The sequence below is a fragment of the Sulfurospirillum sp. SCADC genome, assembly GCF_000743525.1.
Lineage (GTDB): Bacteria > Campylobacterota > Campylobacteria > Campylobacterales > Sulfurospirillaceae > Sulfurospirillum.
On the sequence record NZ_JQGK01000009.1, the window covers coordinates 22,779 to 45,102 of the forward strand.

A 22,324-nucleotide genomic window follows, 5' to 3' on the forward strand; every position below is an offset into this window, starting at 1 on the left:
TTTCCTAGTTTAATACTATTGTACGATAATTTGACTTTAATACGAAATAATGGGGCTTGGCTTGCTGAAAAGGTAGCCTTGCGAGAAGTTTACATGTAAACCCAAAAGCTTCTCTTGAATCGCTTCACGATCAACAAATTCAGCGACAATCGTATAGCCCATTTTGTGCGCAAACGAGATGATGGTTTCGACTGTCATCTCGATGATTTCGTTCGTATCGATCTCTTTAATCAGTGAGCCATCGATCTTAATCATATCGACTTCAAGCTTTGCGAGGTAGGCAAAATTGGAGTAACCTGTCCCAAAGTCATCGATGGCGATGCGACATCCTAGCTGTTTTACTTCGTGAATAAACGCGGTAATTTCGTCAAAATTTTCAATGCCCTCAGACTCAACGATCTCCAAAATAACGCGGTGTCCGCAGTTGTATTTTTTGATCGTTTCGTACAAACACTCTTTAACCGACAGGGATAAAATATCGCCCTTGGTGAGGTTGATCGAAAAATCCACTTCAAAATCTTTAAGGTATTCAAACGATTTACGGATCATGATTTTGGTCAGTTTTTCATACAGCCTCGTCTTTTTCGCTTGATCTAAAAAGTAGTAAGGACTCAGATAACTGCCATCCTCTTCGTGCAGACGCATCAGCACTTCGTATTTGGTAATTTTGTGCAACGTGTTGTCATAAATGCCTTGGAAAAAAGGAACAATGCGGTCATTTTCAATCGCGGCATTGATCTTGTGAATGACTTGAAGGTTCTCTTTGGTTTTGGCTTTAAGAGATGGATTGATGTCATAAAAAACCACGGCTTTATGCTCTGTCTTTGCCTCTTTGAGTGCGACATGCGATTGCATGTAGATCGCATCGGTCGTTCCCTCCGCAACGCCCACATTGAGTCTCACTACGACTTCATAGCCTTTGATGGTAAAGACTTTTTTCTCAATACGGTGAATCAAGCGTTTGACTTTATCGCGCACGTTTCGAAAATTTTTAGGATCTTTCTCCATCAGTAAAACAGCAAATTCGTCTCCGTTAATGCGAAAAACAGCGTCAGGATGTCCATCAAAGGTCTCCACCAAAAAATGCGCCACGTCTTGCAAAAGTTCATCACCCACGTCGTAGCCTAAATAGTCATTGATCTCGGAGAATTCGACTAAATTAAGCAAAATCAACAGCTTCGCACTCTCATCCAAACGCATTTTATGAAAGAGGGCTTCACGGTTTCCATACCCTGTGAGCTCATCTTTAAAATGCTGCTCAATCAACTGCTCTTTTAAAATCAGATCGGTAATGTCAAAATGGGCACAGATGTATTCTAGTGTATTGCCTGCTTCATCAAAAATTGGCATGACGGTATTTTGTAAGTAATGTATTTTCCCTTTTTTATCGACACCTTGAACAATTCCTTTCCAAATTTGTTTCGCTTTCAGTGTCTTCCAAAGTGTCGCGTAAATCGTAGTATCCGCGTCATTGGGTCTAAACATCTGGTGCGTTTGACCTAAAAGCTCTTCGCGTGAATAGCCTGCTACCTCGCAAAAAGGTTCACTCACATAGGTTAATTTTCCTTCCAAATTCATCTTAGAGACAATACAACACTCATCCAGTGCCATCTTGTACTGATTGAGAAAGTTTATATTGACATCCAGTTCATGTTGCGTGGTGTTGACCAAATGGGTCAGGGATTTGAGTGTGGAGCAGTTAAAGGCTGGTTTTTCGCCCAAAGGATGAGAAATAACATAGTCCGACTCACTAAGCGATACCACGGTTGTTGTCACATTCAAAAGTTGGTTTTTATGCGGTGAGTGAAAAAACTCTCCATAGGTAAAAAAGCCTGCCGTGGGAGCGATTTGCTGTAAAAGTCCTAATTCATAATTGAGCTGTTTTGAAAGAAACAGTTTACGAGCACTGCACGAATAGATAAAAATAGCATCGGATGGTTTTTCATTGATCTCGTCTTGCATCACAATGGCTCTGTCGATAATCGCTTCGACATTGCCAATCGCAAACCGTACTTTCTCGCCTGTTTCAAAATGCCCTGCAAAGGTTAAGGAACCGTCTATGTTGGCACTAATTAAAGAACGACACACATCGACCTCGTCTGAGATTTTGACAAAGGGAAACTCCATCGCACTGCTCGGAAGATTTTGAACCACATCGTTTCCTAAATAGTGCCGATACACCTCTTGGATCGGTTGATGATCGATCTCGTAAATCGTTCCTTTATTCACGTTGGTGACACAGAGTTCTTTGCCAACTTGCGTCCATGCAAGAGAGTAGTTGGTGTTTACATGTAAGCTTTTTCCGCTTAAGGTTACAAGCACAATGCCTTGAGAAAGTATCTGTTCTTCGCAAATAATAAACGCGCTTTGGAAGAAAAAATCATCCGCAGCATTGCCACCGGAGAGCGGCATATCGGCTTTGAGCATATTAAAGCCTTCCACAAAATCTTCGCTGTCATTCTCTCCAAAAGGATACGCAAGGGCGATACACACTTTGGTGTCTTCTTCGAGAATCGTTGCGGCAGCTTTTTGCCCACTGGCAAAATTGACCGCTTCAAAATAGTAGGCTTTGGCGTGACTTTTTTCAAGATGGCAAAAACTGATTTGAATGGTACCCGTTTTGATGCGACCCGATTTGATTTCACCTGCGGTGCTCGCACCGATGATGACAGATTTGGGAAAGGTATTTTTGAGAAAATGGAGGATTTCGGTTAGGGTTGCGCGATCCGTATTGCCACAGAAAAGTTGAATAAAAAGATGATCTTTGGGTCTAAAGTAGGTTCGTGCAAAGTGTTCTAACGCCTCAAGTGTTTCATAGGTATAATTAACTAACTTCACGTTATTACCTTATTTTAAAGTCTTACATGTAAAAGGCCTTCATCAAAAATGATTATAAGAAGTATTTTACAAAGTGAAACATAAAAAGAAGGCAAGCTCCCCTTCAAAAAGGGAGCTTGAGAGCAAAAACTTATCCTACGAAGGTTTGCCCTGCGTAGAGAATATAAAGGCGTAAAAAAACAACACCGATCAGTACGACCAGTGAGTTGAGCAAAATATAGCCTACACGGTACGCATGGTGTTTGAGTGCCGTGATCGCAATCAAAAGAGGTGTTGCAATGCCTACACCAATAACGCCTCCCCAGAAGACAAACGCCCAAATACCTGTTGTCAAGGCTTGTACAGCAATGATGGCTTTATCACCACCTTGGAAATACATCCCCACAAAGAGAGCAAAGAGGAGTAACAATTCCATTGGAACGACTCTTAAATCCAACTCTAAAAGGTACTTGGCATTTTTCTCATTGACTTCTGATTTGAAAAAGAGAAGCCCAAAAAGAATCGATGCTGCAATGCCAGAAGAGAGTCCAGATGCCAAGAACAGAATCGGCAACAGCGGTGTGTTAAACAGAGGATAACTGTACATCGCTGAGAGTAAAAACCCTGTATAGATGCCGATAATAACGGCAAATAAGAAGAGTGTTCGCTCTAACCATGCAGGATTGTCACCAACTTTATCCAAAAGACCTTTGAATGGTCTGAGTAAGCCTGCAAACGGACCTGTTTCAAACAGCCATGGTTTAAATTTAATCGCCGCGTAGATGAAACTAAGAGGTGTATAGATAAAAAGACCTAAAACACCCAAGGTCATCACCGAACCAAAGTTATAGTGAATCAATAATTTCCAGAACATTAACGGACGGGTTAAGTCAAAAATCAACAAAACCAACCCTAGACAAATCGTCAGAGGTGCTAACAAAGCGCCTGCTTTGATCAGTCCATCCCAAGGAGGCTTGCCGTTACCCTCTATCCATTTAACGATTAACGACGTCATCGCCGCACCAGCTGAGAGACCTGCTAAGAAGAGATAGACCGCAATTGGCCAATGCCATACGAGTGTTGAGTATTGCTCCATTGAGCCCCATATCTGATTCATGATCTGATCCCTCCTTTATGATTCGGTACGATAAACATTTTTGGTTGAGTGCCTAAAGACTCTTTTTGACGATACGTGACGCGCTCTGAGAGTGCTTTATTGATCTTGCTTTTCGGATCATTGAGATCACCGAAAATAAGTGCATCGGTTGGGCACACCGTGACACACGCTGGCTCTTCACCTCTTGCCAATCGTGATTCATGACAGAAGGTACATTTATCAGGCGCTTTGGTCACAGGGTGCACGTAACGCGCTTGATACGGGCACGCGGCAACACAGTACAAACAGCCTACACACAAGTCGTTATCGATCAAAACAATTCCATCTTCATTTTTATACGAGGCGTGTGTTGGGCAAACACTCACACAGGGTGTGTTTTCACATTGGACACACGATTGGCGGTGGTATTCGTAGCCTAAGCCTCCATTGGGGTACTCTTCTTGTTTGACCCATACTTGTAAACGGTACACGGATTCTGGTATTTGATTTTCCGATCTACACGCAACATTGCACGCTTGACAGCCGATGCAGAGATTGTTATCGTGGATCATTCCATATTTTTTTGCCATTGTTTTCTCCTCCCCTTACGCTTTTTTGACTTTGACGCCAACGACATGCAGGTTCATACCTGAATTTGGCGAGACCAAAGGCGAATAAAGCGAATTGCTGTTAACACCTTTTCCATAAGCTCGTTTGAGCTCTTTACTGATGTGACCAAAGCCAAAGTACGCAAACACGGTATCTTCTCTTACCCCTTTGGTGACAAGGGCTTTGCCTTTTTGCGTGCTGTATTTGTTATAAACATCGATCTTGTCACCGTTTTTAATGCCAAGGCGTTCCGCCGTTTTAGGGTGAATCCACACCGCCGCATCATCCAAAAGGTTGTTCAACCATGCGTTATTCCCGTTGTGACCGTTGGTACGTACCGCAGATTTGCCATTGATAAAGTAGAGTTCATCTGCTTCTTTGTATTTGTAAGGCTCATAACTTAAAGCGCCTTTTTTAGAAACGGCTTCGAGTTTTGGGCTAAACAATTTGATTTTATGAGGGAAATCGATCGTGCCCTCTTCATTGACTTTGCTTGCTGCACTGGGGTATTTTTTCACAAATGCTGCCACGCTTTTTTTATCTTGTAACAGCAAAGGTACCCCAAAACTTGCCATGCCTGTTGCTTTGAGTTTCGCCAAAAGATCGATGTTATCGCCCACTTGTTGCAAGCGGTAATCTTCGATGTCTTGGTATGGGAAATACGCACCCAGTCCCATTTTCTCCGCTAACTCTTTCGCGACTCTCCAACCAGGACGACACTCACCAATCGGTTCGACCACTTTTTGACGACCAACCCCATAACTTGGATTTTTACTACCACTGGCGGTAAACTCTTCGTCTCGCTCTAAATAGGTTGTATCAGGCAGAACGATGTCAGCAAACCACGCCGTATCAGAGACTTGAATATCATACACAACGACCAAGTCCATCGCTTTAAGCGCTTTGATGACCGTTTCGGTATTGGCTTGTGTCATGACAGGATTGTTACGGGCGATAAACCAACCATGGAGTCTGTAAGGAACACCCGGAAGATCTTCCAACGTCGCTTTAGGGATCAAAGTAACAATGCCATTGCCTTTTTTTGCCAAGAAAAATTCACTGTCTTTTTCGCCAATACGATCAATGCGTGGTACTTCTACCTTTGGATAGGCAGGGATTTTTGGCTTTTTAAGCACGGGCGCTTTGGCATCGCTTTCGCCTAAATATTTATTGTAAAAACCTGCACTTTTATTGAGGTAGTAGCCACCCTCTTGCTCTATGGCACCCACTAAAACATTACACATCATAATCGCACGACGTAGTTCTAACTCTTGAGGTGTCAAAGTGACTCGGTGACAGAAATCAAACAGAGCTTTAGGAGCCGCTTTGGCAAATTCATGCGCCATGCGTTTGATGACTTCTGCTGGAATGTCACACTCTAATGCCATTTTTTCAGGGGTATACTCTGCAATACTGGCTTTGAGCTCCTCGAATCCTTCACAGTATTTTTCAACGAATTTTTTATTGTAAAGATTGTCGTTAATCAGCGTGTGCATAAAGGCAAGAACAAACGGAAGATCATGCCCTGGTTTGATCGGATGCCACTCAGTAGCTTTGGCTGCCATCGTTGAAAAACGTGGATCGAGTGAGATAACTTTGGCACCATGCGCTAACGCATCCATGTATTGACGGGCATACGAGATAACAATGCCTTCAAAGACATTGTGGCTGAGATTGATGATGTATTTTGCTTTCGCAAAATCACGACTGACTCCACCTTCAAAAATATCGTCCATCGCCAAATCGTACGCCAATGGACAGGTCGCTTCATGCCCAAAAAGGTTGTGTGAACCATACGCTTGCGCTAAATTATGAAACCATGTTTTATTCCAACCGCTACGTGCTGTAAAAGCGACCGTATGCGCACCGTGTTTTTGCTTGATCTCATCCAGTTTTTTGGCAATGAAAGTGTATGCTTCGTCCCAACTGACCTCTTTCCACTTTCCCTCTCCTCGCTCACCCACACGCATAATCGGTTTGACCAAACGTTGTGGATCATAGAGTTGATTGAACCCAGCACTTCCACGAGCGCAGACTTTGCCACCTCGCCCTTTATCCGCAGGATTGCCGCGAATAAACATTCCCTTCCCCTCTTCCACACGCGCTTCAATGGTACACGAACTCGTACACATCTCGCAAATACTCGGTGTAAACTTCGTCGTACCTTTGTAGTGCTTTTTACTCTCTTCCATCGCCCCAAGAGTCCCTGGTATCGACGAGAGACTTGCAACGGCCGCTGCAGTAGAAGAGAGTTTTAAAAATCCTCTTCGGCTAAGCATTTGAGTCATCTTTCATCCTTTTCATAAGATTTCATACTGCAATCTTAGAAAAGCTATGTAAATTTTATGTAAACTTTAAAGACGACTTTTAAATACCATTTTTGTAGAAGATTTTAGATAACTAGGCTTTTTAGCGTGCTTTAGGGCATTACATGACGTAAAAAGAACGTAAATTTTGATGTTTTTACGTTTACATGTAAAGATGCTTTGTTTAAAAAGAAGTCGTAAGCGTTACAAATAAAGCTTTTTTTCATAGAATAAACATGGCGGTTGGTTTTTTGATATGTGAAAACTCTTTACATGTAAAGATTTGTAGACAAAATTTGGCTAAAATTTAACGTATAAAATTGGCGGTTAACAAGCTGAAATTAAAATCAAGCCCTCCTATTCTTTCTAAATAAATTTTTAATATATTTGATTTTGAAATAAAAAAACAATTTTATCTTCTGAAGAACACTTTCTCGATATATTGGGAATGGCACATAACTTTTTATAAAATTTGAAATTTCACTGTCGTTGATTTTCTCACCATTTATTGTATGTTTGAAATTCAAAACATATATTTTATAAATGAAATATCCAATGGGATTTACTAAAATGAACAAGGAAGAAGATATGACAAATAACCATGTTGGAATCGTGTATTCTGGAATGATACCTGCAAAAAGCAAGAATAAAAATGAAAAAACTATGGCTATTATTGAGAAAATTACAGTTATCACGAATAAATATTTGATTTTAGAAAATGCTTTTTTTGAAAATTTATTACCGTCTTGTAATATAAAGAAATTATCATCTTCTGCGAGCCCTTTACCTTTAGATTGTGTCAATATTATTTTTACAGATTCTAGATAGACATCTCTATAAGTTGCAATCAAATAGCCTAAGATGAAATTTGTTGCAAATGCCACCTCATATATACTAGTAATATTTTCCAGTTTGACCATGTATTAATCTCCTTTATATTAACTAACGTTTGACTTCATCGACAATTTTACTATTAGGTGACTTTCAACTCTTTACATGTAAAGGCAACACAACCGATAAACTCCAAGGATAAAATACCGCCATTCTTTAGTCTATAACATGCTCTTGATATTTTGTCAAACCAAAAATCTCAATTTTATCTTCGTTGATACGATACACAATCGTGTAGCCTTTGTAAACTAGATCACGAATGGATTCATCATTAAAATAGATAGATTTTCGGCATTTCAAAGGATGAAAGACAAGTGAGTGAATTTGGGTTAGAAGATCGTTTTTAAATTTTAGAGCATTTTTTGGACTATCGTTTGCTATGAAACGAAGTTGGCTTTCAAAGCGTTTGAGAAAACTCTCTTTGAACTCAATGCGCATATTCGTCAAGCACGTTGTTCATGTGCGCTTCAAACTCTTCAAGCGATACCATGGTTGCATGACCACTTTTAAGCTCTTCAAGCTCTTTTTCAAGGTAGGCTTTATCGTGCATAAATTGGCTATTTTTCTCAATCTTCACTTGATTGAAAAATCGACTATCCAAAGACTGCAAAATACTCAAAAACTGGGCTGCATAGCCCTCTTTGACATCGATGACAACTTGCATTTTTGCTCCTTTAAATCATAAAACGATTATACCAAACTTCTCTTTTGATGCAGTGTTTCGATCTCTTTATCACTCCAAACACCATAAGAATCGCGGTACGGCTCTTTTACATGTAACGGTTTTGAAGCCGTAGAATGTGTGGCGACAATGCCCTTGATGTCGCTGGTTTCATCATTGGCAACGTGCACGTCAAAGCCTGCGAGATTGAGTCCGATTTGGCTTACATGTAAAGCGGTTGAGGCGACTAAAACGCCATCAGGTTTGAGTAGTTTTTTCAGAGCTTGGAAGAATTCCAAGGTGACGAGCGAAGCGTTATTGCTCTCGATAAAGGGGTCTAAAAAGATCACATCAAATTTCTCGCTCAAAAGCGTGACACCGTAGCGTGCTTCGACATTTTGGAAGTCAATCCTCGCGAAATCATCTTCGTAGGTTTTACATGTAAAAAGTGCGTTCAATATCTTTACATGTAAAGCATTGGGAACGATAGCAGAAGCTCTCTGTAAAAGCATGCGGTCTTGGTCGATGGCGTTTACATGTAAACGATTTTGGGCTAAGGTTTGGGCTAATTCTATGGCTTTAAACGTGGTGTAGCCCATCCCAAAACCGATCTCTAAAAGGTTCACATCGCCTTTTTCAAGGCGTGCTTTGAGGTCTGATTTTTCAAGAAAAAGTGTTTCGGCTTGGGTGTAAGCGCCCGCTTTGGGATGGTAATAATCATGGTACGTTTCATTCCATAAAGTCGAACTTCCATCTTTTAGATCGATTTTTTGTGGTATTTCATCACTTTCTTCACACTTGGACTCGACCAAATCACCTTGTTTGATACCCCGATAACGCATCGTTTGGGCGATGTATTCGCCAAATTGTCCTTTTGCCATGTGCCATGTGGGGGCGATAAGTTCATAAGCTGGTGTGTCGGTGGCAAGACGTAAAATGGGAATGGTAGAAGGAATATAACGCAACAGCTCGATGAGCGCTTCGGCGTATGCGTACTCGTTTAAAAGCGCAAAAGGTGTTTGTGCGTATTCGCGTGCCAAATCGGTCTTTTCGATGATATGCAAATTGTGAAATTTAATGCCATCAATGCCCGCGTCCACCAAGCCTTTCAAACTCTGTTTCCACATCTCTAAATTCTCATTTGGCAAGCCGATAATGAGATGCGCATAGACCTTCAAACCTTTACCATGTAAACGCTTAATCGCATCCAGCGAACAGGCAGCATCGTGTCCTCGGTTCATGCGCGCTAAGCTTGTATCGTGCAAAGTTTGCACGCCAAGCTCAACTACGACGTCTAGTTTTTGGTTTAATTCACTCAAATATTCCAACGTCGATTCGCTGAGACAATCGGGTCTGGTGCCTACATGTAACGCCCGAAACGGGTAGAGCGACAGCAGGTTTTCATACGCCTCTTTTTGCCTAACCAACGAGGCAAAGGTTCCCGTGTAGGCTTGAATGTACAGCGCAAACGAAGAGGCTTTGTACCGCCTTTTCGCAAACGAAAGCGCTTTTTCAATCTGCTCTTCCACGCTTTTTGCGTCGGCAATTTGCGCCGCACGCGCACCGTGTTCAGGACAAAAAGAGCAGCCGCCACTGCCATCTTTTTCACGGTTGGGGCAGCCAAATTCAAGATTGACCGGAATGCTAAAGAGCGCTTCGCCATACTGAGCGAGCATAAAATTTTTATGGCTAAGGTAGGGGAGCATTATTTGGAAAAAATTTTGCGTATTTTGGAGAGTCCTAACTGCATACCACTGAACATCATCACGTTTGCCATCTTTTTCCACATCGGCTTTTCATAACAGGGATCAGGGCATTTGCGACAACTCGGTTTGTTCTCATGCGGACAATTTTTAAGCTTACCATACGCATAGAGGAAAAGCGTCTCGCACTCTTCGCAGATATGATAGGGAAGGTCGCATAAGCTCTCCTCTTTAAAGCAGACCTGCAAAGTGCCTTTTTTTTTGGGAACATCGTGATGTTTTTTGTCGCAATGCAGTTGAATAAAACGGTGCAAAGTTTGCGTATCGGAGATGAGTTTTTCTTTGTTCATGGAGGCTCTTTTCTGATTTTTACTAGCGTTTTTATAAAACTCTCAACACGCGTTTAAAGCAAAGCTCCAAACGCTACGTTAACACTGGGTTTTCTTCGGCAGAAAGCCCACGCACCTATGGTGCTACAAATTTAACTTTGAAAAAGTGTATTATAAAGAATATAGTCTAAACTTAACGTTATTGCAAGAAAACAGTGTTAATTTTTAAAGCAGTGGTTGGAAGTCTGTGGCAAACCGAAATTTGCCACATTAAAGATTATTCTGCTTTTTTCGCAGGAATAATAATCCCTTGATACGGACCAAATTTATGTTGGTGGCGTGTTTTGCCATCGTTGTAAGGTCCAACATCGCTATCAGGCACTTTCATGTTAAGATCAGGAAAATCTTTTTCACGATTGGCTTTGACATCGCGTGGTTTGTCGTAGTTATTGATGTACGCTGCTACGTTGTAGGCTTGCTCGTCGGTGAGAACACGGTTGTGGTTGTCCGCACCCAAAGGCATATTGGCTACGATCCAGTCTGCTGCGCGAAGCACGCGGTACATGCCAGCACCCGTGTTGTAGCTGTCTTTGCCCCAAAGTGGAGGAAATTCGTACCCATTGGCTTTGCCTTCACGTTTCACACCTTCGCCGTTTTCACCATGACATGAAGCACAATGCTCTGCATACACTTTCTCACCTTTAATCGGATCGGCCGCTTGGCTCATGACCATTTTGCGGTTGACCTGAGGAAACTCAGCGCCTTCGACTTTAGCGCCAACAGGAATGCCTTGTGCCAACCAGTACATGTACGTCACAATCGCACGCATCTCTTTTCCATTTTCAGGAAGCGATTTGCCATTCATACTGCGGTTCATACATCCATTGACACGCTCTTCAATACTGCCGATGTTTTCATCGCGGTTGCGGTATTGAGGGAAGTTTCCAAACGTTGCCATAAACGGTGCTGACCATCGCTTGGTGCCTGCATCTTGGTGACACGAAGAACAGGCAAGGTTGTTACCCGCGTAACGCATTTTAGCATCCGCAACTTCGGGACCGATGTATTTGTAGGTTTCATGCACCAGTGCTTTTCCATAACGCACGGTCTCCCCAAAAAGATTGTTCGGAATCGTGCTCTCATCAGGTGCTTTCCAATCCTTCACCACAACAGGTTTAAATCCTTTGTCTGAGCGTTTAGCTAGCTCCGCCACGTCCAATGCAAAAAGCCCGTTTGCCCCTAAAAAGAGTAGTGCCATTCCAAGCATCGATACTTTTTTCATCTCTTACCTCCTTAAAATTTTCTCTAACCACCATCATAGTTTTTCTACGTCAATTTTTCGTCAATTTCCGAAGCGCTCTTTTGAGCTATAATGTGAACAATACATCCAAAGGAGCTCTCATCAAAACGTTTCGTGCATTTGCACTCTTTTTTGGACTCTTTTTCGTCCTCATACTCACTCTTGGCTTCTTGATCTATCGTGCGAATCACAACCTTTACATTGAAGATGCTAAAAACAGCGTGGAGAGTGTGCTAGGCCTTACCCAAGAGCTCATTTCCCACGAAAAGCAACTGGCTCTCAGCATTGCGCTGATGCTTGCTCAAAATGAGACACTCAAAGAAGGCTACCTTACCAATGATAGGGCGTTACTTTTTGAAACATTACAGCGCGAAATTTCTAAAATCAAACAGTATTTACAGATTGAAACCCTTGAAGTGCAACTTCATACTAAAGATGCCAAAGCCTATGTGCGCAGCTGGGATTTTGAAGATTACGGTGATGATCTCTCCACATTTCGCAAAGGCATAGCGCTGCTTCAACAAACCAAAATGCCCCTCGTTGCCATTGAACTTGGCAAACGTCTTAACATTAAAGCACTCTGCCCTATTTATGCTAAAAATGAGTTTATCGGCTCTTTGGAGATCATTATCCCTTTCGATGAAGTCGCTCAAAAACTGAACGCCAAAAAGATCAATTTTGTCATTTTAATGGATAAAGAGCTTTTAGAAATTGGCGCGTGGATGAAAGAACTAACCCAAATCGATCACTACGTCATCGTCAGTAACAGCTGCCCTAGCGAGTGCATCAATGCTCTGAGTTCCATCATTTCGACCTCTACGGTGGAAAGAGGATTTGCACGAGAAAACGGTGTACTCTTTGGCTTCACACCCCTCTTTGACATCGAAGCCAAGCAGGTGGGCTACATTGGCATTTGGTTTGCAGAAGCCTTGCTCAAAGAGTCACTGCTGCTTCGAGCCTCGCTTTCACCTCGTTCAACACCTTTACATGTAAAGACGCTGGAGCCTGCTATGGAAGAGTCCCAAAAACATGAGATACTGATCCGATGAAAATTTTACTACTGGAAGATGACCACACTTACAATGAGAGCATTAAGGAGTCTTTAGAAGAGATGGGCTATGAAGTGGATGCCTTTGAAGATGGACTTGTTGCACTGGATGCACTGTTTGATAAACAGTACCATCTTGCCCTTTTGGACATTCGCGTACCCCATCTAGATGGCTATGAGATTCTTAAAGAGATTCGCAAAGCGAAGCTTGATTTGCCGATCATTTTCATCACGTCGCTCACCGACATTAACAATCTCTCATTGGGCTATGAGCTTGGCTGCAATGATTATTTGCGCAAACCGTTTTCACTCAAAGAGCTTCAGTACCGCGTCTCTCAAACACTCAAAAGTTACCACCTCCATACAACGCTGGGTGTGATACCGCTCCCCTATGGATTTTCCTACCATAGCGATGACCAAAGCCTTTGGTTTGAGGAGATGCAGGTCAATCTCAGCAATTATGAGCGCAAACTGCTCTTTGTGTTGGTGAAAAATAGGGGCAATTTTATCTCCACAGAGCTCATCCACGAATACGTTTGGGAAGGTAAGGAGGTCGGCGATAATGACATACGCATGCTGATTAAAAAACTGCGCGACAAAACCGATAAAGAGTTTATTATTACCGCGAAAGGGATAGGATACAAAATTGAAAAGTGAGACCAAAAATGCGTTTATGTTCGCGATCATTCTTACCTTCTTGACCCTCTTGCTGGTCTCGTTTCCCCTTTTAAATTACCTCTCGGCATCGTTTCGCCTTTCTCAATTTAATCAAGAAAGAGAGCTACGTCTTTATGCCGCAGAGATAGAAGAGAGCATTTACGCGCTTTCACCTTTGCAAAAAACATTTCTGTTTCCTCGCTCTATTCTGTACAAAAGTGCACTCGTAGACGCTTCCAATCGTGTTGTTTTTTCGTTAATCAAAGAGCCCATTCCCTCTTTTGAGAGTCCATTTTATACCGGTGAGCACGCCATCTTTTACAAACAACCCTTACGCAAAAATCTTTTACATGTAAACTTTCTCATCGTTCAAAAAGAGCTTTCGTACTCGCAGGTTATATTGGATATTTTGGTGATGGTGGGCGTTGTGCTCTCTGGCATGTTTATCATCTCATTTGTACTGATGAAGATGTTGCTCAAACCACACATCGAAGCATCAACACGCATGAATCATTTTTTCACCGATGTCATGCACGAACTTAAAACGCCTCTGGGTATCATGCAACTTAACATCGAAGGTTTAGTGAGAAAATACAAAGACAAACGCCTCAGTCGTACGCTTGCGGCACTCTCAACCCTTTCAACGTTGTATGATGATCTCGAGTACCTCATTAAAAACAAAACGATCACCTACACAACCGAACTGCTTAATTTTTCGACGTTTTTGGAAGATCGTATTGCGTATTTTGAAGCCTTGAGCGCTTCAAAGGAGATTTTGATTTGTTCACACATTGAACCAGAGCTTTATGTACGCATCAACCGCATTGAGCTTCAACGCATCATTGACAACAACATCACCAATGCGATCAAATACTCGCCAACGCAAACCATCATCGACGTTGCATTAAACGCAGACAATGGCAAACTCTGTTTTACCATCAAAGATCACGGTGTGGGCATTAAAGAGGTCGATAAAATTTTTGAGCGCCATTACCGAGGTGACATTTACAAAGGTGGTTTTGGCATAGGTCTAAGTATTGTAAAAAGTATTTGCGATAAGTACGGTGTTGTGATTGAAGTACAATCGGAAGAGAAAAAGGGGAGTGAATTTAGGTATTGGTTTAGAGAAGAAGCAAAGGAGGAGAAAATCTCCTCCTAAAGATTATAGTGCTGTTACGTTCTCAGCTTGTGGGCCTTTTGGACCTTCGCCTAGTTCATAAGTAACTTTTTGGCCTTCTGCCAAAGATACACGACCATAACCTGATCTATTTACTTGACGAAAGTGTACGAATACATCTTTTCCGCCATCATTTGGTTGGATAAAACCAAAACCTTTTTCATTGTTAAACCATTTAACGGTTCCCTCTAATAAAGCCATCTAATGCTCCTGTTATAAGATCGAAAAGTAGAAAATTGAGTATTTTTGGAGTATTTAGGATGCTAACTAAAGGTCACGTATCACAAAACTACCAAAGATGAACTCGAACCTCATCTTTCTAGGAAAATAGTGTATCTTATTTTTTAAAATAAAGCAAATTTAAATCGCTTTTAACTATACTAAGGCATGAAAATAGCAAAAACATATGCACTTTACAGCACAATCATCCTCTCTTGCACACTCATCTTAATGACCAGTGTCTGGTTTAGTCAAAAAACGCAAGAACAACGTCAGATTGTACACGAGCAAAGAAGTGTGTTTGAACGCTATAAAGCTGTCTTAAATCTTGAAAAAACCTCCATGATGCACATGAGCCTTAACTACTCACGTTGGGATGAAATGGCGGCATTTGTGAATACCCAAGATTTAAGCTGGAGTCAGGCTCATTTGGAGCCTCTGCTTCCCACATTTGGGCTTGATTATATTTTTATCTTTGATGCTTCCAAAAAGCAGGTTTATCGCCATAAAAGTAACGCCGTTCAAACCATAAATGTTGATTTATCCTCTTTGGATGCTTCAACACTCTCTTTTAAAGAGTTTTTCCACTATGAAGATGGGGTTTTCATCCAATTTTTTTTAGCGCCCATTCATAGCTCGGCGGATGTGAAACAAAGCGGCGATGCAAAGGGATTTTTGCTTTTAGGGCGACTTTTTGATGATGCTTTTCTCAAAAGTATGGAAGAGGCAACCCTTGGAAAGGCATCGCTTCTTTCTGCAAGTGATCATCCTACCTTACACGAAGATTTTGGGCTACCACTTCGCTCCTTGCATGATGACGTGATCGGTTATCTTCATTTTTCCTACATCTCCTCAACGCTTCTTTTTATGGCGGAAATACAAAACTTTCTTATTTTGGCAGGACTTATTATTGTCTTAGGTGGCATTGTACTGTTTCATGTTCTTACGTATAAGATTATCTTCACACCGATTCGATATATCTCCATGGCACTTAAAAGCCACAATCTCAACTACATAGCAGCTCTCTCACGTCAAGAGCATGAACTGGGTGAAATTGCGCATCTCATTTGCGAACATGAAAAACAATCCCATCTCTTAGAACACTACAAAGAGGCGATTGATGAAAATACGATTGTCTCCAAAACCAACGCTAAAAGCATCATCACCTATGCCAATAAGCAATTTATAGCGATCTCAGGCTACACCGAAAAAGAACTTTTAGGTAAACCCCATAACATCGTTCGCCATCCAGACAACCCTCAAAACTTCTTTAAAGAGATGTGGGAGACCCTCAAAGAGGGGAAACCATGGAAAGGCGTTGTGAAAAACCGTCGCAAAGATGGCAGCACCTACTATGTTAAGTCGGTGATTATGCCACTGTTTGACGAGCAAGGAGCGATTCAGGAGTACATCGCGATTCGCTACGATGTCAGTGAGCTTTTTGAACAGGTAGAACACTTGCGCAAAGAGAAACTCATAGAGCTTCCCAGTCGCAAGTTTCTCTTTGAAGCGATTGAACGCACCCAAACACCACACTTAGCCATTCTTAATATTTGTGGATTTCGTGACATCAATACTCTGCATGGGCAAGCCTTTGGAGACCTCTATCTGCGTCATTTAACCCTTAAAATTAAACAGCTGATGCCAAAAACGTGGCAATTCTTTCATCTCCAAAGCGACGAATTTGCCCTCTTTTGTGACGCACCGCTTCTTGACCAAGCGTTTAACAACGAGTGCCAACACATTCTTGCCATACTCTCGCACGAAGGACTTTTCATACACCAATCGTTTTACCCACTCACCCTTCGCTTTGGCATTGCCAATGGGGTTGGGTATCTTTACAACCGTGCGGAAATTGCCATGAAAGAGGCACGCGCATCGCACAAAAACTTCGTAGTTTACGATGATAATAAGGGCTTTGAAGAGCGTCTCCAAAAAGACATTCAGTGGAATGAAACCATCATGAGTGCACTTAAAGAGAACCGTTTTACGATCTTTTTGCAGGAAATTGTTCCTTTACATGTAAAGAAAAATGCGCGCAAAAAATATGAAGTGCTGATTCGCCTCATCGATACCGATGGACGGATTATCTCACCTTTTCATTTCATTGATCTTTCCAAACGTATGCACTTGTACGACCAACTCACGCGTTTTGTCATTCAAGAGGGGTTACGAGCTGCTTTGGAGCTTCATTGTGATATTTCGATTAATATCACCAAAGAAGATATTATGAACCAAGAGACCACGGCATTTTTGATGGATATGTTACGCCAATACCCTACACTGCAAGGACATATCACCTTAGAACTTGTCGAATCAGAGGGCATTGAAGACTCCACAGAAGTGCAAATATTTTTGCAACAGATACGCACATACGGCTGTTTGCTTGCGATTGATGATTTTGGAGCTGGGTATTCTAACTTTGAATACTTACTGCGCCTCAATGTGGATTTCATCAAAATCGATGGCTCATTGATTAAAAACCTTGACACCGATGCCAATGCGTATGCAACGGTGAAAACAATTACCCATTTTGCTAAAAACTTGGGGATTTTAGTGGTCGCTGAATTTGTTCACAAAAAAGAGATTTTAGATAAAGTCAAAGAGCTTGACATTGACTTTGTGCAAGGGTTCTACCTGCATGAACCTTCCCCAAAAACAAAACTAAAGAGTCATTATGTTAGCCATTGAAGCATTTTTACATGTTGTTGAGAATGATGCGTTTGTCGAAGGACACGAAGTACTGGAAGTGGAGTGGCACCGTTTGAAAAAACTCCCCAATTCCGAAGATGAGGCGAAAATCCTTAAAGGGCTGATCAACGCCTCTACCGCTTTAGCGTTGGCGTGCAAAGGCAAAAAAGAGGGAGCATTGCGCGTGTGGCAGACGTATGAAAAATACGCCCCACTGATTGCTTCAACCCCTTCATCCTTAACCGAACGCTACGAAGAGGCTCAAGCGCTTTTATTACGCAAATATGCACTTTACATGTAAACGTTTAGACGGTGTGTTTAAAGTACCAGCTCATCGTATCTTCGCCCACTCTTTGAGCAAAAATCTTTTGTAATCCTGTGGGTAAAATAATCGTCTTTCCCTCTTTTTCATGCGGTGATTCAAAGATCAAATACCATCTGATTTCGTTTGAAAGGGCATCCAAAAGCCCTTGCCCGCCTTCAACCATCACCATTTTAGAACCATTGACGCTGGTAAGATCTGAAGCAATGGTTACGGAGCGATCAGGAATATCAAACAGAGGAATAGTGCGATCAAAATCGTTGTGATGGGAGTAAATAAGCACATCCGGTGCTTTCCCCTCACACAGCCTCGCATCTAAAATGGGGCGATCTATCCGAACCGTATTACCACCAATCACTAAAAGATCACAGCGATCTCGCAAACGATGCACCATAACGCGTGAATCAAGCGATGTAATGATTCCCCCCGTTGCCACACCATTCGCACTGAGGGCGAGTTTAAAAAAGAGAAACGGCTCTTTGTTTTCTTTACATGTAAACGGACTTAAGAGCAGATCGCACGCCTGTTTCAGACATCCAAAATGCACCTCCATCCCTTTACTTTGAAGATACGCCCCACCGCCTTGTGCGCGACTTTCATCAGAGGAGCCAATCACAATTCGTTTAAAATGAAGCGCTTCAATCAAGGAGGAACATGGAGGGGTTTTGCCAAAATGGTGACACGGCTCTAGGGTCACATGTAAAGAGAGATTGTGGAAAAGATGGGTGTGATATTTTTTTAAAAAAGTGTGGAGTTCGCTCGCCTCTTCGATGTCACTGATGCGTCTATCGTCCGTGAGTTTTTCGTACGCTGCTTTAATCGCAAGCACTTCAGCGTGAGCTGATCCCGCTTTTTGGTGTGCACCAACACCCAAAATATCGCCTTGGTCATTGCTTACAACCGCTCCCACCGCAGGGTTTGGAAACGTCAGCACCTGATACGCCCAAGCAGCATCAAGTGCTTTTTGCATTAAAAGAGTGTCAAACGCGCTTACCATTCAAAATAAGTTCGGATACTTTCGATCTCAGCCAGTGAAATCTGTTTGAGTTCATTTTCAACGCGCACAGAGGCAACGTTGTCAACAAAGCTTTCAAGAAGTCCGATGAATTTCTCTTTATTCGTCAATTTGACTTTGACTTTTTCACCAATAGAAGCTGTAAAATGCTCCGGTTTGGTGAGTTTGCGCTCAATGCCTGGAGAGCTGACTTCAAAAAGATACTCACCCTCAAGTGGCGGTTCCAAATCAAAAATAGGCGATAAAATACGGCTGATTTCCGCACATTTATCCAAACTAATGCCCTCTTTGGATGTGATATAAATTCTAAAAATTTTTTTATCGTATTCGTTTGCAATTTCGGTATCGTAGAGCGATACACCGCAACTCTCTACAAGTTTGACCATCTGTTCTTTATCAAGCATCGTTGTTCTTACCTTTTTTGAGCTCTTCTTCCACTTTTGCAAACAGCGCATCCATCTTATTTTGGCGCTCTAAGCTATCATCGAAATAAAACGTGAAACGTGGGCAGCGAAACCAACCTTCTGCTTGCATACAGTGGGTTTGAATATGACGCTGAACGCGATCCAATCGTGAAAGAATATAATTTTTCTCTTTTTCATTATAAATAGAACCATCTAAATAGACGTTCGCATCGTATTTTCCACGACTACATTCAACATCTACCACACAAACCCCGCGAAGCATCTCATCTTCTAAGGTTGAAAGCGCTTCAGGGATCAATTCCCTTAAAACGCTTTGGGTTCTCTGGATTTTAATACTTTTGTCTATCATAGTTTCGCTTTTTCTTCAACCTCTTTAAAGCTTTCGATATAATCGCCCACTTTAATGTCGGTGTATCCTGTGATACCTACACCACACTCAAACCCTTTACCCACCTCTTTAACGTCCTCTTTGAAACGCTTAAGGGATGAAACACTGCCTTCATAGATGATGACGCCATCACGAATAACCCTGATTTTAACACCACGATTGATCGTACCATCGGTAACGATACAGCCAGCAATATGTCCTAATTTTGGCACAGCAAAGACTTCTCTAACCATGGCTTGACCGATATTCTCTTCCCGAATCACTGGAGCCATAAGCCCTGTGACTATGTTGGTGACATCATCAATCAAATCGTAGATGATATTGTACGTTTTAATCTCAACACCAGCACTTTTGGCTTTCTCTTTCACCACACCTGTTGGGCGTACATGGAAACCTAAAATGATACAGTCTGAGCTCGCACTCGCAATCGCAACATCACTCTCCGTAATGCCACCAATACCTGCACTCACAATGTTAACTTTGGTTTCAGAGTTTCTAATTTTCTCTAAACTTCCTTTGATCGCTTCAAGACTTCCTTGAACATCCGCTTTGATAATCACAGGCAATGTTTTTAAAGCACCCTCTGCAATCATCGCACTGAGATCATCCAAACTCACTTTAGTTGTTTTGGAGAGCTCTTTTTGACGGAGGTATTCTGCTTTTTTCTTCGCATATTCACGTGCAATTTTATCGCTCTTAACGCTAATCAGTGTATCACCAGCACCTGGGACTTCACTAAGCCCTAGTACAACAACCGGCTCACCAGGAAGTGCCTCTTTGACGGAACGTCCAAGGTCATCGAGCAGTGCTTTGACTTTACCAAAAGCAACTCCCGCAACGACAATGTCGCCGACACGCATCGTACCGTCTTCAACCACAACAGTTGCCACAGGACCACGCCCTTTTTCGAGGGAGCTTTCAATGACGGTTGCTTTCACTTCACGGCTAGGATCGGCTTTGAGTTCTAAAAGATCCGCTTGCAATAAAATGGTCTCAAGCAGGTCTTCAATACCCATTCCCGTTTTAGCAGATACCGGTACAAATTCGTGATCTCCACCCCAATCAACAGGTGTAATGCCTAGTTCTGCCAATTGCGCTTTGACAAGATCCGGATTGGCCGCTTCTTTGTCCATTTTATTGACCGCGATAATAATAGGCACACCCGCTGCTTTTGCATGCTCAACAGCCTCTTTGGTTTGAGGTTTAACACCATCATCTGCTGCGACAACAACGATAACAATGTCGGTGACTTTAGCACCACGTGAACGCATTTCCGTAAAGGCTTCGTGACCTGGTGTGTCAATAAAGGTAATGTTTCGACCATTTTTCTCTACCATATAAGCACCCACGTGTTGGGTAATGCCACCTGCTTCACCTGCAGCCACTTTGGCACTTCTAATGTAATCTAAAAGAGAGGTTTTACCATGATCTACGTGACCCATGATGGTGATAACAGGAGCACGCTCAACCAGAATTTGATTATTGGCGTCACCTTCATCATCGTATGCTTTAACGTAGTCAAATGCCTCTTGATCATTAACAGTTGTCACGTTAATGCCAAAAGTCTCTGCTAAAATTTCAATCGAATCTTTATCTAAAAAGTCGTTTTTGGTAAACATAACACCTAAAGAGAAAAGCTCTTTAATCACTTCACTCACCGGTTTATTGATCTTTTCAGCAAACTCATAGACCCTAATCTCTTCAGGAATTTCAATCGCACTAATCGCTTCACTCTCTTGCACTTGTGCTGGACGACGTCTACGCTTGCGCCCAACTCTTTGAATACCTTGCATCACAAAATTGGTTTTTTTAGTGGTTCGAATTTGGCTTGGATCGATCTGTTTTTTCTTTTTCGCTTCTTCATTGACCAAAAGACCCACATTAAGATCGGGAAGAACAATCATGTCCTCCTCTTCCGTATCAATACTGTTGTCTGCCATCTCAATATTTAAAGCAATATCCAACTTCTCTGTCGTGGATTTTTTCTCAGCAGGTACTTTTTTAAGCTTCTTTTTCTTTTTCTGAAGTTCACTTGCACTGTTAGACGCAGCAAACATGGACTCCATACTCCTTGAAGGTGTACTCTCACGTGAGCCATAAAACGATGATGGACTTTGTCTTACTTCAACTTCGACCTCTTTGACTTCAGGTCGCTTCTTTTTAACAATCACCAGACCTCTGCGCTTTTGTACATTCGTTGGATCGATTTTATCAGCTGTGTCTACTTTATCTTCGGCAACATCTGATCCTACGTTCTCAACCACTTCTTTGTGAGAAGCAGTGGGAGCGGCATGACCCATTTCAAGCTCTTTTTCTTTCAATGTCTTCGTTTTAGGAGCAACAACTTCGTGTACTTTTGGTTTTTCAACGACAGGCAGTGGTGTCTCTATGACTTCAACTTTTTTAATCTCTGGAGCTTTAGGTTGAGGAGATGGCTTACTGGTTTGTGCAGTCTCTCCGCTTAAGACGTAATTCATGAGTTTTTCGGCATCTTCTGTACTAATTGAACTTGAATGCCCTTTGACATCAAGCCCAAGATCTATCGCTTTATCAACGATCTCTTTGTTCTTCATGCCCAGTTCTTTTGCTATTTCGGTTATACGAACTTTATCCATTCGACCCTATCTCCTTAAAAATTTTACCAAATTCCATCATTGCTTTGTGATTTGT

The 22,324-nt window shown here is 42.0% G+C and carries 20 protein-coding genes; 5 read left to right on the forward strand and 15 right to left on the reverse strand.

Annotated elements, in window-relative coordinates:
- Positions 1–36: 36 nt before the first annotated feature.
- From JU57_RS07035 to JU57_RS07080, 10 genes are all read right to left on the reverse strand, one after another.
- Positions 37–2,838, reverse strand: coding sequence for an EAL domain-containing protein (locus tag JU57_RS07035; RefSeq protein ID WP_037958839.1), 2,802 nt, complete (start codon positions 2,836–2,838; stop codon positions 37–39).
- 130 nt (positions 2,839–2,968) lie between these two features.
- The gene (gene nrfD / locus JU57_RS07040) at positions 2,969–3,934 is read right to left on the reverse strand and encodes an NrfD/PsrC family molybdoenzyme membrane anchor subunit (RefSeq protein WP_037958841.1); all 966 of its coding nucleotides are present in this window, start codon (positions 3,932–3,934) and stop codon (positions 2,969–2,971) included.
- Positions 3,931–4,503: a 4Fe-4S dicluster domain-containing protein gene (locus JU57_RS07045; RefSeq protein ID WP_037958843.1), complete on the reverse strand. Its 573-nt coding sequence runs from the start codon at positions 4,501–4,503 to the stop codon at positions 3,931–3,933. The genes nrfD and JU57_RS07045 overlap by 4 nt, the downstream gene beginning before the upstream one ends.
- A 15-nt stretch (positions 4,504–4,518) precedes the next feature.
- Positions 4,519–6,810, reverse strand: a complete 2,292-nt coding sequence (gene phsA, locus JU57_RS07050; RefSeq protein WP_037958846.1) for a thiosulfate reductase PhsA — start codon at positions 6,808–6,810, stop codon at positions 4,519–4,521.
- 365 nt (positions 6,811–7,175) lie between these two features.
- Positions 7,176–7,748 (reverse strand): hypothetical protein, encoded by a 573-nt coding sequence (locus JU57_RS07055; protein WP_037958848.1) that lies wholly within the window; start codon positions 7,746–7,748, stop codon positions 7,176–7,178.
- Positions 7,749–7,875: 127 nt separating this feature from the next.
- Positions 7,876–8,157, reverse strand: coding sequence for a type II toxin-antitoxin system RelE/ParE family toxin (locus JU57_RS07060; protein WP_037958851.1), 282 nt, complete (start codon positions 8,155–8,157; stop codon positions 7,876–7,878).
- Positions 8,147–8,383: a hypothetical protein gene (locus JU57_RS07065; RefSeq protein WP_037958853.1), complete on the reverse strand. Its 237-nt coding sequence runs from the start codon at positions 8,381–8,383 to the stop codon at positions 8,147–8,149. The genes JU57_RS07060 and JU57_RS07065 overlap by 11 nt, the downstream gene beginning before the upstream one ends.
- A gap of 26 nt (positions 8,384–8,409) precedes the next feature.
- Positions 8,410–10,056, reverse strand: coding sequence for a TIGR01212 family radical SAM protein (locus JU57_RS07070; protein ID WP_294876477.1), 1,647 nt, complete (start codon positions 10,054–10,056; stop codon positions 8,410–8,412).
- A gap of 29 nt (positions 10,057–10,085) precedes the next feature.
- Positions 10,086–10,433 carry a nitrous oxide-stimulated promoter family protein gene (locus JU57_RS07075; RefSeq protein WP_037958860.1) on the reverse strand — a complete coding sequence of 116 codons (348 nt, stop codon included), beginning with the start codon at positions 10,431–10,433 and terminating at the stop codon, positions 10,086–10,088.
- 256 nt (positions 10,434–10,689) lie between these two features.
- Positions 10,690–11,694: a c-type cytochrome gene (locus tag JU57_RS07080; protein ID WP_037958863.1), complete on the reverse strand. Its 1,005-nt coding sequence runs from the start codon at positions 11,692–11,694 to the stop codon at positions 10,690–10,692.
- Positions 11,695–11,774: 80 nt separating this feature from the next.
- Between JU57_RS07080 and JU57_RS07085 the strand changes: the two genes are divergently transcribed.
- The 3 genes from JU57_RS07085 to JU57_RS07095 are packed head-to-tail and all read left to right on the forward strand — an operon-like array spanning position 11,775 to position 14,576.
- A complete protein-coding gene (locus JU57_RS07085) occupies positions 11,775–12,761 on the forward strand; it encodes a cache domain-containing protein (protein WP_037958866.1) in 987 nt (328 codons plus the stop codon).
- Positions 12,758–13,417 (forward strand): response regulator transcription factor, encoded by a 660-nt coding sequence (locus tag JU57_RS07090; protein WP_037958867.1) that lies wholly within the window; start codon positions 12,758–12,760, stop codon positions 13,415–13,417. Before JU57_RS07085 ends, JU57_RS07090 begins: the two co-directional genes overlap by 4 nt.
- The gene (locus JU57_RS07095) at positions 13,407–14,576 is read left to right on the forward strand and encodes a HAMP domain-containing sensor histidine kinase (RefSeq protein WP_051906698.1); all 1,170 of its coding nucleotides are present in this window, start codon (positions 13,407–13,409) and stop codon (positions 14,574–14,576) included. Before JU57_RS07090 ends, JU57_RS07095 begins: the two co-directional genes overlap by 11 nt.
- A 3-nt stretch (positions 14,577–14,579) precedes the next feature.
- Here JU57_RS07095 and JU57_RS07100 read toward each other — a convergent pair whose 3' ends face one another.
- Positions 14,580–14,795, reverse strand: coding sequence for a cold-shock protein (locus JU57_RS07100; RefSeq protein WP_025343528.1), 216 nt, complete (start codon positions 14,793–14,795; stop codon positions 14,580–14,582).
- A 186-nt stretch (positions 14,796–14,981) separates the two neighbouring features.
- On the opposite strand from JU57_RS07100, the gene JU57_RS13735 reads away from it, so the two are divergent.
- Both JU57_RS13735 and JU57_RS07110 read left to right on the forward strand, forming a co-directional pair.
- A complete protein-coding gene (locus tag JU57_RS13735) occupies positions 14,982–17,504 on the forward strand; it encodes an EAL domain-containing protein (protein WP_051906700.1) in 2,523 nt (840 codons plus the stop codon).
- Complete coding sequence (locus JU57_RS07110; protein WP_037958873.1) at positions 17,491–17,805, forward strand: DUF309 domain-containing protein; 315 nt, start codon at positions 17,491–17,493, stop codon at positions 17,803–17,805. The genes JU57_RS13735 and JU57_RS07110 overlap by 14 nt, the downstream gene beginning before the upstream one ends.
- 4 nt (positions 17,806–17,809) lie before the next feature.
- On the opposite strand, the gene ribD is transcribed toward JU57_RS07110, so the two are convergent.
- Genes ribD through infB form a run of 4 tightly spaced genes read right to left on the reverse strand, consistent with a single transcriptional unit; the run spans position 17,810 to position 22,269 of the window.
- Positions 17,810–18,823: a bifunctional diaminohydroxyphosphoribosylaminopyrimidine deaminase/5-amino-6-(5-phosphoribosylamino)uracil reductase RibD gene (gene ribD / locus JU57_RS07115; protein WP_051906702.1), complete on the reverse strand. Its 1,014-nt coding sequence runs from the start codon at positions 18,821–18,823 to the stop codon at positions 17,810–17,812.
- On the reverse strand, positions 18,817–19,245 hold the full coding sequence (locus tag JU57_RS07120) for a ribosome maturation factor (protein ID WP_037958874.1): 429 nt from the start codon (positions 19,243–19,245) through the stop codon (positions 18,817–18,819). Before JU57_RS07120 ends, ribD begins: the two co-directional genes overlap by 7 nt.
- On the reverse strand, positions 19,238–19,615 hold the full coding sequence (gene rbfA, locus JU57_RS07125) for a 30S ribosome-binding factor RbfA (protein WP_037958877.1): 378 nt from the start codon (positions 19,613–19,615) through the stop codon (positions 19,238–19,240). Before rbfA ends, JU57_RS07120 begins: the two co-directional genes overlap by 8 nt.
- Positions 19,612–22,269, reverse strand: coding sequence for a translation initiation factor IF-2 (infB, locus tag JU57_RS07130; RefSeq protein ID WP_037958879.1), 2,658 nt, complete (start codon positions 22,267–22,269; stop codon positions 19,612–19,614). Before infB ends, rbfA begins: the two co-directional genes overlap by 4 nt.
- Positions 22,270–22,324 lie beyond the last annotated feature (55 nt).

What these genes read in the sequence shown, in the direction of transcription:
- JU57_RS07100 (WP_025343528.1), bottom strand. Translation starts at nt 14,795, where the DNA reads ATGGCTTTATTAGAGGGAACCGTTAAATGGTTTAACAATGAAAAAGGT.
- nrfD (WP_037958841.1), bottom strand. Translation starts at nt 3,934, where the DNA reads ATGAATCAGATATGGGGCTCAATGGAGCAATACTCAACACTCGTATGG.
- rbfA (WP_037958877.1), bottom strand. Translation starts at nt 19,615, where the DNA reads ATGATAGACAAAAGTATTAAAATCCAGAGAACCCAAAGCGTTTTAAGG.
- JU57_RS13735 (WP_051906700.1), top strand. Translation starts at nt 14,982, where the DNA reads ATGAAAATAGCAAAAACATATGCACTTTACAGCACAATCATCCTCTCT.
- phsA (WP_037958846.1), bottom strand. Translation starts at nt 6,810, where the DNA reads ATGACTCAAATGCTTAGCCGAAGAGGATTTTTAAAACTCTCTTCTACT.
- JU57_RS07075 (WP_037958860.1), bottom strand. Translation starts at nt 10,433, where the DNA reads ATGAACAAAGAAAAACTCATCTCCGATACGCAAACTTTGCACCGTTTT.
- ribD (WP_051906702.1), bottom strand. Translation starts at nt 18,823, where the DNA reads ATGGTAAGCGCGTTTGACACTCTTTTAATGCAAAAAGCACTTGATGCT.
- JU57_RS07120 (WP_037958874.1), bottom strand. Translation starts at nt 19,245, where the DNA reads ATGCTTGATAAAGAACAGATGGTCAAACTTGTAGAGAGTTGCGGTGTA.
- JU57_RS07065 (WP_037958853.1), bottom strand. Translation starts at nt 8,383, where the DNA reads ATGCAAGTTGTCATCGATGTCAAAGAGGGCTATGCAGCCCAGTTTTTG.
- infB (WP_037958879.1), bottom strand. Translation starts at nt 22,269, where the DNA reads ATGGATAAAGTTCGTATAACCGAAATAGCAAAAGAACTGGGCATGAAG.
- JU57_RS07080 (WP_037958863.1), bottom strand. Translation starts at nt 11,694, where the DNA reads ATGAAAAAAGTATCGATGCTTGGAATGGCACTACTCTTTTTAGGGGCA.
- JU57_RS07060 (WP_037958851.1), bottom strand. Translation starts at nt 8,157, where the DNA reads ATGCGCATTGAGTTCAAAGAGAGTTTTCTCAAACGCTTTGAAAGCCAA.
- JU57_RS07110 (WP_037958873.1), top strand. Translation starts at nt 17,491, where the DNA reads ATGTTAGCCATTGAAGCATTTTTACATGTTGTTGAGAATGATGCGTTT.
- JU57_RS07070 (WP_294876477.1), bottom strand. Translation starts at nt 10,056, where the DNA reads ATGCTCGCTCAGTATGGCGAAGCGCTCTTTAGCATTCCGGTCAATCTT.
- JU57_RS07055 (WP_037958848.1), bottom strand. Translation starts at nt 7,748, where the DNA reads ATGGTCAAACTGGAAAATATTACTAGTATATATGAGGTGGCATTTGCA.
- JU57_RS07045 (WP_037958843.1), bottom strand. Translation starts at nt 4,503, where the DNA reads ATGGCAAAAAAATATGGAATGATCCACGATAACAATCTCTGCATCGGC.
- JU57_RS07090 (WP_037958867.1), top strand. Translation starts at nt 12,758, where the DNA reads ATGAAAATTTTACTACTGGAAGATGACCACACTTACAATGAGAGCATT.